Origin of the sequence: Clostridium sp. AM46-21 (assembly GCF_003480025.1) — a bacterium.
In the GTDB taxonomy this organism is placed as follows: Bacteria; Bacillota; Clostridia; order Lachnospirales; family Lachnospiraceae; genus Coprococcus; species Coprococcus ammoniilyticus.
On record NZ_QUIB01000010.1, the window covers coordinates 15,873 to 31,956 of the forward strand.

The 16,084-nt window shown below is 41.8% G+C and carries 12 protein-coding genes and 1 pseudogene; 1 reads left to right on the plus strand and 12 read right to left on the minus strand.

From position 1 onward, the window contains the following. Positions 1-33 precede the first annotated feature (33 nt). The 5 genes and pseudogenes from DW959_RS08080 to DW959_RS08100 form a co-directional block, all read right to left on the minus strand. Positions 34-1,203, minus strand: a complete 1,170-nt coding sequence (locus DW959_RS08080; protein ID WP_182430068.1) for a YARHG domain-containing protein — start codon at positions 1,201-1,203, stop codon at positions 34-36. Positions 1,204-1,280: 77 nt separating this feature from the next. Then, positions 1,281-2,054: a hypothetical protein gene (locus DW959_RS08085; protein WP_147340254.1), complete on the minus strand. Its 774-nt coding sequence runs from the start codon at positions 2,052-2,054 to the stop codon at positions 1,281-1,283. A 53-nt stretch (positions 2,055-2,107) separates the two neighbouring features. Beyond that, positions 2,108-2,647 (minus strand): CinA family protein, encoded by a 540-nt coding sequence (locus DW959_RS08090; RefSeq protein ID WP_117823538.1) that lies wholly within the window; start codon positions 2,645-2,647, stop codon positions 2,108-2,110. A 99-nt stretch (positions 2,648-2,746) separates the two neighbouring features. Then, positions 2,747-4,854: pseudogene (locus DW959_RS08095) on the minus strand (glucose PTS transporter subunit IIA). Positions 4,855-4,928: 74 nt separating this feature from the next. Further along, the gene (locus tag DW959_RS08100; protein WP_117808394.1) at positions 4,929-5,609 is read right to left on the minus strand and encodes a LytTR family DNA-binding domain-containing protein; all 681 of its coding nucleotides are present in this window, start codon (positions 5,607-5,609) and stop codon (positions 4,929-4,931) included. A gap of 163 nt (positions 5,610-5,772) precedes the next feature. Between DW959_RS08100 and DW959_RS08105 the strand changes: the two genes are divergently transcribed. Further along, positions 5,773-6,096 (plus strand): helix-turn-helix transcriptional regulator, encoded by a 324-nt coding sequence (locus DW959_RS08105; protein WP_117808395.1) that lies wholly within the window; start codon positions 5,773-5,775, stop codon positions 6,094-6,096. A gap of 222 nt (positions 6,097-6,318) precedes the next feature. On the opposite strand, the gene tyrS is transcribed toward DW959_RS08105, so the two are convergent. The 7 genes from tyrS to DW959_RS14050 form a co-directional block, all read right to left on the minus strand. Beyond that, positions 6,319-7,560 carry a tyrosine--tRNA ligase gene (gene tyrS, locus DW959_RS08110; protein ID WP_118615850.1) on the minus strand — a complete coding sequence of 414 codons (1,242 nt, stop codon included), beginning with the start codon at positions 7,558-7,560 and terminating at the stop codon, positions 6,319-6,321. 220 nt (positions 7,561-7,780) lie between these two features. Next, entirely contained in the window at positions 7,781-9,046 is a 1,266-nt protein-coding gene (locus tag DW959_RS08115) for an O-antigen ligase family protein (protein ID WP_147353075.1), read from the minus strand. A 356-nt stretch (positions 9,047-9,402) separates the two neighbouring features. Beyond that, positions 9,403-10,932 (minus strand): cardiolipin synthase, encoded by a 1,530-nt coding sequence (cls, locus tag DW959_RS08120; RefSeq protein WP_118615854.1) that lies wholly within the window; start codon positions 10,930-10,932, stop codon positions 9,403-9,405. 82 nt (positions 10,933-11,014) lie between these two features. Then, positions 11,015-13,639, minus strand: a complete 2,625-nt coding sequence (locus tag DW959_RS08125; protein WP_182430069.1) for a heavy metal translocating P-type ATPase — start codon at positions 13,637-13,639, stop codon at positions 11,015-11,017. 151 nt (positions 13,640-13,790) lie between these two features. After that, the gene (locus tag DW959_RS08130; RefSeq protein WP_118615912.1) at positions 13,791-14,093 is read right to left on the minus strand and encodes a metal-sensing transcriptional repressor; all 303 of its coding nucleotides are present in this window, start codon (positions 14,091-14,093) and stop codon (positions 13,791-13,793) included. Positions 14,094-14,349: 256 nt separating this feature from the next. Next, a complete protein-coding gene (locus tag DW959_RS08135; protein ID WP_118615856.1) occupies positions 14,350-15,855 on the minus strand; it encodes a DUF6034 family protein in 1,506 nt (501 codons plus the stop codon). Beyond that, the gene (locus DW959_RS14050) at positions 15,779-15,964 is read right to left on the minus strand and encodes a hypothetical protein (RefSeq protein ID WP_147353077.1); all 186 of its coding nucleotides are present in this window, start codon (positions 15,962-15,964) and stop codon (positions 15,779-15,781) included. The genes DW959_RS08135 and DW959_RS14050 overlap by 77 nt, the downstream gene beginning before the upstream one ends. Positions 15,965-16,084 lie beyond the last annotated feature (120 nt).

The following is a 16,084-nucleotide window of genomic DNA, read 5'->3' on the forward strand; positions in this document are numbered from 1 at the left end:
GGTTCTTTTTCTCTATAATCTTATATCTCTATCTTACTTATACCCTTTCTCCTTCTCATACTCTATAATGAAATCCCGGTTTGCAAGCTCATATTGATTAAATACTGCTGTGTCGTCAAAATCATCCGGCTCAACCGTTCCATGATACCAGCTTTTGGAATTGAAATATGCCTGATAATCGGCGTCTTTGAACTTTCTTCCATGACGGGCATACAGTTCGTTACATGCCAGACGGATCTCATCCGGTGTTAATCCATCCAGATCATCCTCTGTCAGATATTCACTGTCACTATATGGAAGAATGTAGTCATCGGAAGAATCATCTTCTGATGTTGGATTATAATAAAACGACTCATACGCTCTACCGCTATATTCACATTCATCCTCCAGATTGTCCACACTTAACTGACGTGGATAATAGGATGGTCCTGCAACAGAATATATCTTGCCAACTACGCACAACTCGCCATCCTCATCTACATATGGTACCGCATCCCGCACATTGGATAAAGCAATCGTCCAGTTATAAGTTTCTTTCAGAAAAGAATCCGTTCCTTCCATATCCTTATATGTATTGGTAAAACAACTATCCATTGCATCCTGAACGTTTTTTTCATATGAATTTTCATCAATATCCAGATAAGCCAACACATCATCCTTTGAAAGAAGTACATCTTTACGAAGATCGATCGTATATACATAAAAATCTGTATATTCATTTGCATCAAAATCCACCCGCACAACTACCGACAACAAATCCTGATAAACAGACCACTCATATCCAATAGCAATACAATCTGTATATTCGGCTCCCGCTTTTGCCATATAATCATTTCCGAGCTTCTCTATCTGTGTATTTACATTTTCACAGGCGGTACTGTCATAATCTATGTATGGTAAATGGTATACAACCTCACCATCTTTCGTCTGCACTTTCCCGGACATTTTCGAATCAACAACCATGTGATCTGAATACTCTTCCGGCATTTCACCGGTTCCAAATCCCACTTCTTTTTCTTCCGGAAGTGCGGCTGCCTTGCCATCTGATCCTGCTGCAGAAGAAGCCTCCTCTGATGTTTCCGTGTCAGAACCTGTATCCATACCGGCTGTTTCATCCGTTTTTCCGGTTTCTTCTGCCACGGTTGTTTCGGTCTTTTTGCTGCTGCCATCAGAATCTTTTTTTAAGGAAAAACTGCATCCCATGAGGCTGCCTGCCAGTGCCATACTTAATACTATAAATCCTGCTTTTTTTTCATCCTTTTTACCCTCGTTTCTTTATCTTATAACTGCCAGTTTATATTTTCAGCATTTTTTGCTACCAGCAGTTTGGTTCTGAGTTCTGTATCATCCAGATCTATAAAGTCACCATTTGAATAATACTTCCACTGTGCTACTTCCTGATTCCCTGACCAGTTCATCTCACTGATCACATAAAACTGCATCGAAGCCAACGGTTCCTCACGATATTTCATATATCCATAACAATCGTTAAAATGTTCCCTATGTACCAGTTCCTTTATTTCCATAAATTCCTGTTCATTCTTTACCTGCCATATGGATAGTCTGCAGTCCTTTTTAGGCTTTCGTATTATTTTTTCAACAGATCGGTTGAACAAGATGGATATACAAATATAGAATACCGCATATTCTAATATATACACTCCAATATGTACAGAATCTCCCATTGTTGTATAAAAACGTTCCTGCTGCAACTGATTGCGGTAATATATAATTACCTCTGTAATATACAACGATAAAATGGCATCTGTTACAAGCTGTCCTATTGTGATTGCCGACTGCATACATTTTGAGTTAGCAAAAAAACGAATAACCGCCAGCACAATTGCTGTTATTACAGCAACGATCAATAGCACAATTCCTATATTCCCAATTGAGGAAAATATCCAGTCCTTTTTATCTTTTATGCTTGGATTAACTACTTTTCGTGTGCATTCTTCAAGGGATCGCACAGTCTCATTGGAATACAGTAAGGACAGGAAGCCCATTCCAAATCCTATTAAACATACAATCAACCCCATTAATTTCTTTTTCATATTTTCATCCCCCATATCTTGTATATTTCTCCAACAATATATTCGTCACACCATCAGGCAAGAACCGCTTCCATTTCAACCCCAAGCACATCCCCAAGCGTTTCTGCCACCTTCTCCGCGGCATAAAGTTTATAATACAGTCTGGAATCCTGTTCTCCCATCTGGAAATAGCCATCGATGATCGTGTCAGAAACAGCCACTGCATAATATACTTCTCCCGGTACACTATCCTGATTGTTTGGATCAATATTTCCCGTTGTCCCGGTAATACCGATGCCGATATCTGCACGATATGCCTGCTTACAGGCTTCTGCCATTGCCCGCGCTGTTTCTTTGGAATAGACACCACAAGTTTCTATCACCGCTTCCGGAACACCCTGCATGATCTTTGCTTCGTTGGAATAGGTTACAAATGCTCCTTTTAATATTGCAGATGCCCCTTCAGTATCTGTGATTAGGGAAGCAATCTGCCCGCAGGTGATACTTTCCATGGTTGTGATCGTCATTTTCCGGTCGATCAGACAGCCTGTCAATCGTCTGTAATTATTCCGTATTGTCTTTTCCATCTGTTCATCCAGTTTTTTTCCTGCCATTTATCCTTCCACCTTTGTTGCCTTTAATCTATTTATTATTATAATATATTCACAAAAGGATTTCCACAAGTGGAAATCCTTCTGTCATTTCTATTTATCCTATCCCTTCTCCACAACCAGGAGCTCCTCGCCATTCTTCACCTTTCCGGTCTTTACCGGACGCAGTTTATAGCCATCCGGGAGCTCTGTTATAATGACAGGGGATATTAAGGATGGCGCATGCTTCTTCAGATAAGGAAGAGCCAGCCGCATGACCGGCTGTCCGGCAGACACTATCTGTCCGGTCTCAACCAGTACGTCAAAACCTTTGCCATTTAGCTTTACCGTATCGATTCCAATATGGATCATCACACCGATTCCCTGTTCCGTTACCAGCCCTATGGCATGCTTCGTGTCGAAGACAAAGGCAATCGTTCCGGCAACAGGCGCGGTTATTTCAGGATCCGTTGGCAATACAGCGATTCCATCGCCCATCATTCCACTGGAAAATGCCTCATCCGGCACACTTGATAATTCAAAAACCTCTCCTGTAACCGGACTCAATATAGATACTGCAATAACCGCTTTCTCATCATACCCCTCCAGATAATCTTCCAGATTGGATTTGATCACAGACACCTTCGGGCCATAGATGACCTGTACGCCATATCCTTTTTTCACCACGCCGGATGCTCCGCTTGCCCGGAGAATATCTTCTTTTACAAGAGCTGCATCATATACCGTACAACGCAGTCTGGTTGCACAGCAGTCAACATCCGATATATTTGCTTTGCCACCAAGTCCTTCACAGATCAGTCTGGAAGTCTCCATCTGTGGGCCGTGATTCCGGAAAACATCCGTATTCCGGTCATTGTCTGATCCCTGCTCTCCGGCATTTTCTCCATGCTTTCTGGCATCCATATCACTCCGACGATATAATTTCACTTCGTCATTGTTATCTCTACCCGGTGTTTTCAGATCAAACCGCCGGATCAGATAATAGAACAATACATAATATACGATAAAATAACCGATACCAACAATGACGATCCAGATCCAGTTCGTCTTTGCATTTCCCTGCATGATGCCGAACAGGGTAAGATCGATCAGTCCTCCGGAGAAGGTCATTCCCACACCGACTTCAAATACATGCATCAGCATATAGGCAAAGCCTGCCAGAATACAATGGATTCCATACAGAGCCGGTGCAACAAATAAAAATGTGAATTCCAGCGGCTCTGTAATACCTGTGATCATGGCTGTAAGGGCTGCGGAAAGAAGCAGTCCGCCTGCTGCCTTCCGTTTCTCCGGTGCTGCTGTTTTATACATAGCAAGAGCAGCTCCCGGCAGACCAAATATCATAAGCGGGAATTTACCGGACATAAATCTGGTGGCTGATACCGCATACTTTGTAACGGATGGATCTGCAAGCTGTGCAAAGAAGATATTCTGTGCTCCTTCTACAACACGCCCACCAACCTCCAGCGTTCCTCCGACCGCAGTCTGCCAGAATGGCAGATAGAACACATGATGCAGGCCAAATGGTATCAGAAGACGTTCCATAAATCCATATACCCAGGTTCCTGCATAGCCGGAATTTAAAACCAGATCACCTACGGTATAGATGCCTTTCTGGATTGCCGGCCAGATAAAGAACATCAAAATACCAACTCCGGTATATACCAATGCTGATATGATCGGAACGAATCTGGAACCACCAAAGAAAGACAACACCTGCGGCAGTTCAATCTTATAAAAGCGGTTATGCAGGGCAGCCACACCAAGTCCTACCAGGATACCGCCAAATACACCCATTTGCAAAGATGTGATACCGCAGACAGAAACAACCGCCCCTGCAAGCATTGCTTCCGTACCACCATTTATCGTGATCAGCGCACTGATTGATGCATGCATGATAAAGAATGCAATAGCCGCTGATAGCGCAGCAACTTCCTTCTCCTTTTTTGCCATACCGATCGCCACGCCCATGGCAAACAGGATTGGCAAATTGGCAAATACCACATTTCCTGCCTCACTCATTACCTCAAATACAGCAGCAAATATCGTTCCCGGCCCAAGGATCCGCATCAGCCATATGTTTCAAGCATGGTTTCATTGGTAAATGAGCTTCCGATTCCAAGCAGCAGTCCTGCCACCGGCAGGATCGCAATCGGAAGCATAAACGACCGACCAACCCGTTGTAATATTCCAAATATTTTATCTTTCATATAAAAAATCTCCCTGTTTCACAGATACATTCATACGAACTAGTATCTGCAAAACAGAGAGAATCATTCTATTTTTATGAAAAAACTTCTTCTTTGTATGGTCTTCCGATCTTTACGACTTCTCCATTATCCAGAGTTACGGTTGATCTGGAATAATGCTTGACGTGCTGACGGTTGATAATACAATTACTGTTTACACGGACAAATATCTTCGGAAGATTTTTCAAAGCATTTGTCAGCGTAATATACTGCACATAATCACCTCTTGTTGTACAGTATCTGGTGAGACGATCATCTCTGTGAATACAGATGATCTCCGAAGCTGAAAAAATATTGATCGTTTTCCCATAGCAGACCCGGATAAAATTACTTTTGCTCATATTCAGGCGCTTGATCGCCGTATCAACGGCATGCACCAGCTTGATATCCCGGTTTCGCTTCATAACACAATTGCAGTGCTCCACGTCATAGATATCCCAGCCATCCGGAATATGGTCCGCATAAAATATAATCTTGCAATTTGGAACAGAACGATTGATGGCTCTGGCCAGACAGATCCCGTTATAGTGCAGATTGTCAAATACGATCTCCGTAATAAATATATCACAGGAAAAGGTACTTTCTTCTACATCTATAGACGCTTCTTCCGGCAGATACAATTCAAACTCTACATTATCCAGATCCATACGGGATTCTATAAAATCCTTCACAGCTTCCACTTCATGCATAGATGAATCACATATACCAATTTTCATTTGTATAACACTTCCCTCTCATTTGAATGCCACTTGTAAATTTTAGTATATTTCTTAGATATATGCAGTATTATTGTTAGTTTTTACATATAATAGAAGTGTCACTATCTGTTTCTTTTTTAATATTTATTAGAAAATACTTAAAAAGAAAAGGAATACCATCATGACACTGAATTATAAAATTATAGGATCACGCATAAAAATACGCAGAAAAATGAAAGATGTCACCCAGGAACAGATGGCGGAAGACCTTAATCTGTCTGTAGGTTTTATCAGTCAACTTGAACGTGGTATCTGCAAAGTGAGTCTGGATACACTTGCAAATATCACCGAATATCTGGATTGTACTTTTTCTGATATTCTTGAATACAATCAACATTCTGAAAGCTATAATCAATCGAAACTGAATGCTCTTTATTCATCCTTATCCCTTGAAGACCAGCATGTTATGCTCAGTCTGATGGAGGCTTACACAAAACACCGCTAATATCCGGAAATTAGAATACCATAAAACAGACTAAAAAAAACGTAGATTGTCAATTCTACGTTTTATCATGCATAAATGACATGTACAACTGACATTTCTGCTTTTTTTCTGCATAATTTACATCATAATAACAATAACAAAACTCCGATCATCAAAATTAGAATCCTAATTCCAGATAACCGGAGTTTTTATTATGTTTATTTTATTATTCTTTCGAATCTGTTATTTACTTATCTTACGGAAATTCTTCTTACCACGTCTTACAACGATTCCGTCTCCATCAAACTTCTCTTCCGGAATTGTAACTGAGATATCAGGTATCTTATCACCATCAACTGCAACTCCGCCCTGCTCTACCGCACGTCTTCCTTCATTTCTGGAGGATACCAGACCGGACTTTACAAGTACGGATACGATATCAATCGCACCATCCTTGAAATCATCGGCTGATAATGTAACAGATGGCATATCAGCAGCAACACCCTTGGAGAATAATGCTCTTGCACTCTCCTGTGCCTTTACTGCTTCTTCTTCGCCATGAACCAGCTTTGTAAGTTCAAATGCAAGGATCTCTTTTGCTGTATTTAACTGGCTTCCTTCCCAGCTGTCCATCTTGTCGATCTCTTCCAGTGGAAGGAAGGTCAGCATACGGATACATTTTAATACATCGGCATCTGCAACATTTCTCCAGTACTGGTAGAACTCAAATGGTGATGTCTTGTTCGGATCCAGCCATACAGCACCCTTCTGCGTCTTACCCATCTTCTTGCCCTCTGAATTCAGAAGCAGGGTGATCGTCATGGCATATGCATTCTTGCCAAGCTTTCTACGGATCAGCTCTGTACCACCAAGCATGTTGCTCCACTGATCATCACCACCGAACTGCATATTACAGCCGTATTTCTGGAACAACTCATAGAAATCGTAGCTCTGCATGATCATATAGTTGAACTCTAAGAAGCTTAAGCCCTTCTCCATTCTCTGCTTGTAGCACTCTGCACGAAGCATATTGTTGACTGAGAAATGCGGACCAACCTCACGAAGAACATCTACATAGTTCAGGTCAAGTAACCAGTCTGCATTATTTACAAGAAGTGCCTTGCCTTCTGAGAAATCGATAAAACGGCTCATCTGCTTCTTGAAGCATTCTACATTATGAGCGATCGTTTCTGTTGTCATCATCTGTCTCATATCGGTACGTCCGGACGGATCACCGATCATAGCTGTACCGCCACCGATCAGGGCGATCGGCTTATTACCTGCCATCTGTAAACGCTTCATCAGACAAAGTGCCATGAAATGACCGACATGAAGACTGTCTGCAGTTGGGTCAAATCCTATATAAAAAACAGCTTTTCCATTATTTACCAGCTCTTTGATCTCTTCTTCATCTGTTGTCTGGGCAATTAATCCTCTTGCCACTAACTCGTCATAAACCTCATTTTTTTCCTCCTGTAGCAGCATCCATTTAGATGCTGACCTTTTATATCATAATTATTATCTACTTATTTATTCTGTATCCAGATGGCATACCAGCCGAATATTATATCAGTCAGATGTCATACGCTAAAATTAAAATATCTCCGATCAATTTCCAGCCATTGCTTCATCTACACACACTTTGTGATTATACAACGAAACTATCTGCTTTGACAAGTCCGGACTTTTATAATCCCACCATCCACTATTTCTTTGTTCTGCTCCCGTCTTTTTTCAGACTGTTTCTGCGGATTCCTGCTGCTATCGCCACAAATAAAAACAGGAACGGTGTCGTGATCGGCTGCTCTACATTGACGAACGCCTGTGTGATATAAGAAACGATAAGCATCAGAACCGCAAGCATCACCGGTTCATCCTTCCAGGTTTTCACACAGTTACGGATCGAAGTAATGATCAGCCCTACATAAGTGATCAGGCCAAAAGCTCCCATCGTGACCAGATACTGCAGATATTCATTATGCGCACTGTCATAAACCGTTCCGGTTACTGCCAGCATCTCATCATAATACCGGGCAGACATCAGCGCATAGATGCTTTCATTTCCATTTCCAAATACCTGATCAACAAATGGCAGATTCTGATAGATCCGGCATAATCTCGACCAGATGAAGCCTCTGTAATCTCCCCAGAAATCATCAAATACGAAGATCTCCCAATGGTTGATACAGCCGATAACTGTCACGGTGATCCCTGCTATGAGCAATATCCCTGCTATGAGCAAACGGGATAATGCGGATCTTCCTGTATTATATTTCTTCTTTGATAACCATATCGCACACAAGATACCGATCACACAACAGACAGTCAATATGTCTCTTGCATCCACCAGCTTCGCCAGACCGGACAGCTTCTCATATCCCCTTCCGGTTCCTGCCGTGATCCACGCCATGATCGTATAACCGGAAAGAAAGGTGGTACAAACAGTTACAAATTCTGCAAACAGGCTTCGTTTTAATGCGAAAAAGAGTAATATCACCCATGCTGCAGCAAGTCCCATATATGCACTGTCACTATTTGCCGCGATCAAGGCGGCTCCGCCCAACAAAAGGGCTGCCATATAGCAGATCCGGTATGCCCGCTTTTCTTCGATCAGATACATACCGGAAAAGAATGCAACACTGGTACAGACAAAGCCAGCAAATATATTAATATTTCCAAAGGTGGACAGAAACATCGCCTGCTGATCCTCTCTGATATGTGACAACAGATGAAACACATCAATATCCAGGTATTGTAAGCTTCCCATCAAAAATGCAAGTCCACTGATAACAGAAAACACCGGTGCCAGGATCTGCTGCCATTTATATCCGCTTCCAATGCCAATATAAAGCACAAGCACAAGCACCAGAAATTCCAGTCCGCAGCGTCTTCCCATGGATCCGGTGTAGGCTGCCATTTTATCATCTGCCATGATCCATGCAAGTGTGCCTGACAGCACAAAGGCTCCCATCCAGATATCCGACGCCAGAAAATTTCTGCCTCTTCCCGTTTTTTTGCAGCATCCGTATGCTCTTCCATATGATCCGTAAATCCGAGTATAAATGTCAGACACATCAATATCCCATAGATCAATACTCCATTTTTAAAGAAATTGTATTTTGTGATCGTAATATCCATATATCCATCATGAAGAACCAATGGAAAAACAACAAACATGTACAGCAGGAATGCCGTTGTAATGCTTTCTTTAAAAATATGAAATGCCGCTTCTTTTTTAAAATCGTTCATTTTTGAAAAAGCCGGCTTTTGATCTCCGGCTTTTTGTTTCTTATTTGTTTTTGTCATTTTCTCTCTTTACCTTTATTCCTATAGCAATGGTGACAGGAGTCTGAGGAAGGCATCCACCAGTGTAATTCTGGACATATGCTCCTTACACCAGTCCAGCGTGATCTCCTCTGATTCCTTCATCGTTGAAAGCATATCATACTTCACTTCTGCAATGATACTGGAATCATATACCAATACACCGCATTCAAAATGATGATAAAAACTTCGGTTATCCATATTGATAGAACCGATTGATGTCAGATTATCATCCGTCAGGATACATTTGGAATGGATAAATCCCGGTGTGTACTGATAGATCTTCACGCCGGCACGAAGCAGCTCTTTGTAGCTCGACTGTGTCATACGAAAGATCATCTTCTTATCCGGGATAGCCGGTGTTACGATTCGGATATCGATGCCTCTCTTTGCCGCAAGCTTTAATGCTGTCATCATCTCATTGCATACGATCAGATATGGTGTAAAAATATATACATACTCTCTTGCGTCATTGATCATCTGCATATATATGTTCTCGCCAATCGGCTCTTTCTTGAGCGGATTTGTCGTATATGGTTGAAGATATCCATCATTCAAATGCTTCTTCTGCTCTGTTGGACGATAGCTTAAGATATGCTTATCTTCATTTCGGATACTGTTCCACAGCTGTAAAAACAGGATTGTAAAACGCCATGCAGCATCACCTTCCATACGGATACCATTATCCTTCCATTTGCCATAAGGTGCTTTCTTATTTATATACTCATCGGATAGATTAAAGCCGCCGGTATAGGCAACCTTACCATCCATAACCGCGATTTTCCGATGATCCCTGTTATTAAAGATCGTTGCCAGAAATGGTACCACCTGATTAAATGCCATACATTTGATCCCATGGCTCTCCAGCTCACGCCAGTAATACTTTGGCACATAAAAGACTGAGCCGATATCATCATAGATCAGGCGGACTTCCACGCCCTCTTTTACTTTCTCTTTTAAGATCTCAAGCACCGTATTCCACATTTCGCCCGGATTGATGATGAAATATTCAAGGAAAATATACTTTTTTGCCGATTTCAGGTCATCGACAAAATCCGGCCAGACATCTTCCCCCATCGGATAATACCGGACATCCGTATTCTGATATACAAGCGAACCTGCATAATCTTCTGTATATTTGAACAACCGGTATGGCGGCTGCCCCTTTATCACATCACTGAAATATGCCATATTTGCATACAGATCCGTCTCGTAGTCCCATTCTGCCGCATGCTTCATATATTTCTCTAACTTCTTCGGCATAATGATATGTCCATAGAGCAGATAAAGCAGACCACCGAGGACCGGAAACATCAGGATCGGAACGATCCATGCCAGTTTAATTGACGGATTCACATCCTTTAATAACAGATGCATCACAGCTATAAAACTTAACAAATGCAGAATAGCCGCCACCAATACATAGTATTGCTGCAGCTTTAATACTTCTACCATAAAGAAGATCAACTGTGCCGCTACCAGCAGACATGTAATTACCATTCGACTAAATAACCTGTTCAATAGTTTCTTCATAGACAATTTCCTTCTTATTAATTTATGACAGGACACAGTAAACCGTGCCCTGCCATTTTATCTTTTATCCTGTATTTCTATTTTACTTGATCGAAGTTACCTTATATCCGGCTTCCTTCACTGTATTCTTAATCTCTTTATCGGATAACTCGCCACTTAAAGTAAGCACCGCCTGCTTCTTCTCATGGCTTACCTCCGCTTCTGTTACCTGTGGAAGTGCCTCAAATGCTTTCTTCACTCTTGCCTCGCAGTGTCCACACATCATTCCTTCTATATACACCGTCTTATTCATCGTACCAGTCTCCTTTTCTATCTTATTATTTCCCTCAACATTTTTTGATACTATTTTTTGATGTATTCTGTATTTACTATTATTAACATATATCTTCACGAAATTCAACCGTAATGCATTCATTACTACACAAAAACTGGAAAGGCTCATGGCAAATGCACCAAACATCGGGTTTAATTTCCAGCCAAACATCGGATACCAGACACCTGCGGCAAGCGGTATTCCGATAATGTTATAAATAAATGCCCAGAACAGGTTCTCTTTGATATTTCGTATCGTTGCCATACTTAACCGGATTGCTGCAGGAACGGTTCGAAGACCTTCCCGCATCAGTACCACATCTGCCGCATCGATTGCAACATCGGTTCCGGCTCCGATCGCCATACCGATATCCGCACGGGTTAATGCAGGGGCATCATTAATGCCGTCACCAACCATAATCACACGGTGCTCCTTCATCAGTTCTCTTACTACCGCTTCTTTTCCATCCGGCAGTACATCAGCAATCACGCGGTCAACCCCTGCCTGTTTACCGATTGCTTCTGCTGTCTTTGCATTATCTCCGGTTAACATAACAACTGAATAATTCATCTCTTTTAATTCTTTGATCGCAAGGATTCCATCCTCTTTGATCGTATCTGCAACTGCAAGGATACCGATCAGTTTATTCTCATCGATTGCCAGATAGATGGGGGTCTTGCCCTGTGAAGCTAATTCTTCTGCCAGTGTCTTATCCGCCTCGGATAAGGTTACATACTGGCTGATAAATTTTCCATTTCCACCAAGCAAAATATGATCTGATATCTGAGAATGGTTCTGTCCTGCACAAAATCCTCTTTCATTCTGTGAAACCGCCTCACTGCTTAATCTACAGCGGAGTCCATTTCCCGGAAGCACCTGAAAATCTTCAATCTTCTGTGGCTTGATCCCTTTCTGTCCGACATATTCCATAATGGCTTTGCCTATCGGGTGCTCACTGTATTGTTCCAGACTTGCTGCAAAGGTAAGCAGGTCTGTCTCACTGTATCCATTTCCCGGAACTACATCTACCACTTCCGGCGTTCCATTTGTGATCGTTCCTGTCTTATCCAGTACAACCACATCTGTTTTTCCTGTCATCTCAAGTGCTGCCGCATTCTTAAATAGGATACCTTGCTTTGCTCCGACACCGTTACCTACCATAACGGCAACCGGTGTTGCAAGTCCAAGTGCACATGGACAACTGATCACAAGCACCGATATACCTCTGGCAAGTACAAAGCCTGTGCTCTCTCCTGCAATGATCCATACAATAATAGTGATCAAGGAACAGATCAGGACAGCCGGAACAAAGATACCGGATACCTTATCTGCAATCTTTGCGATCGGTGCTTTTGTTGCTGCTGCATCACTGACCATCTCTATGATCTGGGATAAAGTCGTATCTGTACCGACTCTGGTTGCCCGACATTTCAGATAACCGGATTTATTGATCGTTGCGGCAGATACCTTATCTCCTTCTGCTTTATCGACCGGAAGACTCTCACCGGATAAAGCAGACTCATCAACTGCACTGTTTCCTTCTATAACCACACCATCTACCGGAACACTGGATCCCGGACGGACGATAAATACCTCTCCAACTACCACATCCTCAGCAGCAACTTCCTGTTCTTCTCCATCACGAAGAACAAGGGCTGTTTTGGGTGCAAGCTTCATTAATCCCTTTAAGGCATCTGTCGTACGACCTTTGGAATATTCCTCGAGTGTCTTACCAACCGTTATAAGTGCAAGAATCATCGCTGCCGATTCAAAATAAAAATCATGCATCAAGGTCATAACACGGTCATTATCCTGCCGCATCACGGCATCTGTCATTGCAAATAATACATATGTGCTGTAAATAAAGGATGCGCCTGAGCCAAGTGCTACTAATGTATCCATACCCGGTGCTCCATGGATCACACCCTTAAATCCATTAATAAAAAACTTCTGGTTTACAACCATGATCGCAATTGCAAATAACATCTGGATCAGTCCCATAGCGACATGGTTATCACTGATAATCGCCGGCAGTGGCCATCCCCACATCATATGTCCCATGGAAATGTACATCAGCGGAATTAACAGAACGATAGATGCGATCAGCCGGACCTTCATCTTGTGCAGGGCTGCATGATTATCCAATTCATCTGCATCCGCTGCCTGCTTCTTCCCGACATTCTTCCGGTCTTCTCCTGTCATCAGACTGGCTCCATATCCTGCCTTTTCTACTGCTTCAATAACTGTCTTAGGATCAGCATGTCCTTCTACTGTCATCGAATTTGTAAGCAGGCTGACGGTACAACTGTCAATCCCTTTTACTTTCTTCACTGCCTTTTCTACGCTTGCGCTGCAGGCACTGCAGCTCATTCCTGTTACGTTATATTTATCCAATTCATTCACCCTCTTATCAAGCTTTTATCATGTGCTTCGCACATTCTATGCCTTCATTATATCTTAAACACATTTTTATTATGTTTCATATCCAAAGCAATCATACGAACATATTCTCATACGATCTTCCAGACAGAAAATTTCTATGTGTTTATTTCATTAATTTCTTAATGGTATCTACCAGATCATCCACCGTATCTTCTTTTCCTGCTTTGATATCCTCGATCACACAGGTTCGGATATGCTCTGCAAGAAGTTCCTTATTAAAGCTGTTCAATGCAGAATTGACAGCGGCAACCTGTACTAATATGTCCGTACAATATGCATTCTTTTCCAGCATTCCCTTGATTCCCCGGATCTGTCCCTCGATCCGGTTCAGCCGGTTCATCAGCTTCTTATATTCACCTTCTGTTCTCTGTTTTGTTTTATGACAATGGCAACATGGTTCTTCCATTCTTGTCCGCTCCCTTCTGTCTGTTTCCTGAATTTTTTCATCCATCTGTATCTGTACATTTATTTTTTGTATCCAATTTTAATGATCCCGGATACGATATTATATATACCCCATAGGGGTATTTTTGTCAATACCAAAACCAATAAAAAACGCAGGGCAAATGATAAAAAATATCACTCGTCCTGCATCTTTATAGTCTGGCGTCGTATGACACCTTATTTTCCTGTAGGATTGTATTATTCTACAACATCATCCTCTAACAGACCTCGTCGTCAATGATCCCCTCATCGGATCCATCCTCTATCTCATCTGATGAATCATCGGATCCGTCATCACTGCCATCTGATGAATCACCGGATCCGTCATCACTGCCATCTGAATCTATACTTTCCATATCACTGTCATCATATTCGTATCCATCGATCATATCACCCTGATCATCGTAATAATCACTGTATGAGATCGAACCGGCCTCCAGAACATCTTTCAGATTGTAGATTGTTCCATCGGTCGCATTTACCATAAGTGCCTGTACCGGATAGTCAAAATCATATGTTCCATCATTTTCGTCTGCCTGTGCAAATATCCATACAGGAACATAATTATATACATCATCCTGAGAATCATCCTTAATACAGTAATATGTCAATCTGACATCGTTAAATTCAATATCGCTGTAGGAAGTCTTATTATCTGTATAATACTGTGCAACATTCTTATCCAGTTCCTTTAAAAGCTCCTTCCAGCTCAAAAGATCTACATTTTTTTGATCCTCACCGGTTGAAACTAACAATGGATAACAGCTTGCGTTGATCACGCCATTGGAGTCGATCTGAATGGAGAACGTCTCTGTTGGAGCATCATACCAGGCATCATCCTCATCGCTTGAAAGAGTGTCAACCATAGACAGATCCGCACTGTATGGAGCAGTTCCATTGACAGAACGTCCAAAGTTTACGATATAGCCTTCATACTCTGTTGCAATCACATTATAAGAGCTGTCATAATACTCCCATAATAACGGAGATTTATCTGTAACGATCACATCATCAATTCCACATCCGGCAAGAAATTCCTGTGCCAGTGATACGGCTTCATCTTCAGAAAATGTACAAGTATTTACAATGCTGTCATCAATCCCCTCTTCTCCATACTTTGCGTCATAAGCATATACAAAGGATGCACCCTCATATGGTCTGTAATTGATCATGCCTTCGGATGGATAATAAGAAAGATCAAAGCTTGCATTTAACCCTTCTGTTCCCTCTGAAAATGAGAGCATGAACTGATTATCGCCAATCTGTCCGATATAATCCGATGCACTGTAATCACCGGCTCCTTCTCTCTCATCCGTTGCCGTTGCCATTTCATTTTCCAGATAGGATATGTATTCCTTACAATAATCCTCTGTATCTGTATCTCCAGCTTCCTTCGCATCGTCTAACATCGTCTGATATGAATCAATCTGAGTCTGCAGATCACTCTTGGTCTGGTGCTCAAAGTCATATACATAGATACCCTTTGACTTATCAAAGATTGCCTCACAGACCTTCTGCCTGTATGCATTATCAAAGGAATTCTTCTTATAAGACACAATAGACATACTGTCGGAATCTGGTGTTATGATATCATCATCTTTAATGGTAATCTCTTTGATACCGGAATCACCGACATCCAGCTTACCCTCATAAGACTCCGGAACACCCGAGACGGGACGATAATTCGCCGCCTTCTCCTGCACTTCCTTCTTTCTGCGTTCCATCACCCATATCGTAATCAACCTTCTTATTACATCCTGAAAAAACAGTTGCTGCAGACAATGCTGTTGCCAGTAACACTGCCGACATTTTTGTTAATTTTCTCTTCTTCATGGTTTCCTCCTCGAAATTCCAAATCAGCTAAACAAAGTTATTATAATCGAACCAACGCACGATAGCAAGAAAAAGCAAGAAAGAAAATGTGAAAATATTGCGAACGGCGCTGAATGCATA

Coding starts and splice junctions, on each gene's coding strand:
- cls (WP_118615854.1), bottom strand. CDS start 10,932: ATGAAGAAACTATTGAACAGGTTATTTAGTCGAATGGTAATTACATGT.
- DW959_RS14050 (WP_147353077.1), bottom strand. CDS start 15,964: ATGAAGAAGAGAAAATTAACAAAAATGTCGGCAGTGTTACTGGCAACA.
- DW959_RS08080 (WP_182430068.1), bottom strand. CDS start 1,203: ATGGGATGCAGTTTTTCCTTAAAAAAAGATTCTGATGGCAGCAGCAAA.
- DW959_RS08090 (WP_117823538.1), bottom strand. CDS start 2,647: ATGGCAGGAAAAAAACTGGATGAACAGATGGAAAAGACAATACGGAAT.
- DW959_RS08135 (WP_118615856.1), bottom strand. CDS start 15,855: ATGGAACGCAGAAAGAAGGAAGTGCAGGAGAAGGCGGCGAATTATCGT.
- DW959_RS08085 (WP_147340254.1), bottom strand. CDS start 2,054: ATGAAAAAGAAATTAATGGGGTTGATTGTATGTTTAATAGGATTTGGA.
- tyrS (WP_118615850.1), bottom strand. CDS start 7,560: ATGCTGCTACAGGAGGAAAAAAATGAGGTTTATGACGAGTTAGTGGCA.
- DW959_RS08130 (WP_118615912.1), bottom strand. CDS start 14,093: ATGGAAGAACCATGTTGCCATTGTCATAAAACAAAACAGAGAACAGAA.
- DW959_RS08115 (WP_147353075.1), bottom strand. CDS start 9,046: ATGGGAGCCTTTGTGCTGTCAGGCACACTTGCATGGATCATGGCAGAT.
- DW959_RS08100 (WP_117808394.1), bottom strand. CDS start 5,609: ATGAAAATTGGTATATGTGATTCATCTATGCATGAAGTGGAAGCTGTG.
- DW959_RS08105 (WP_117808395.1), top strand. CDS start 5,773: ATGACACTGAATTATAAAATTATAGGATCACGCATAAAAATACGCAGA.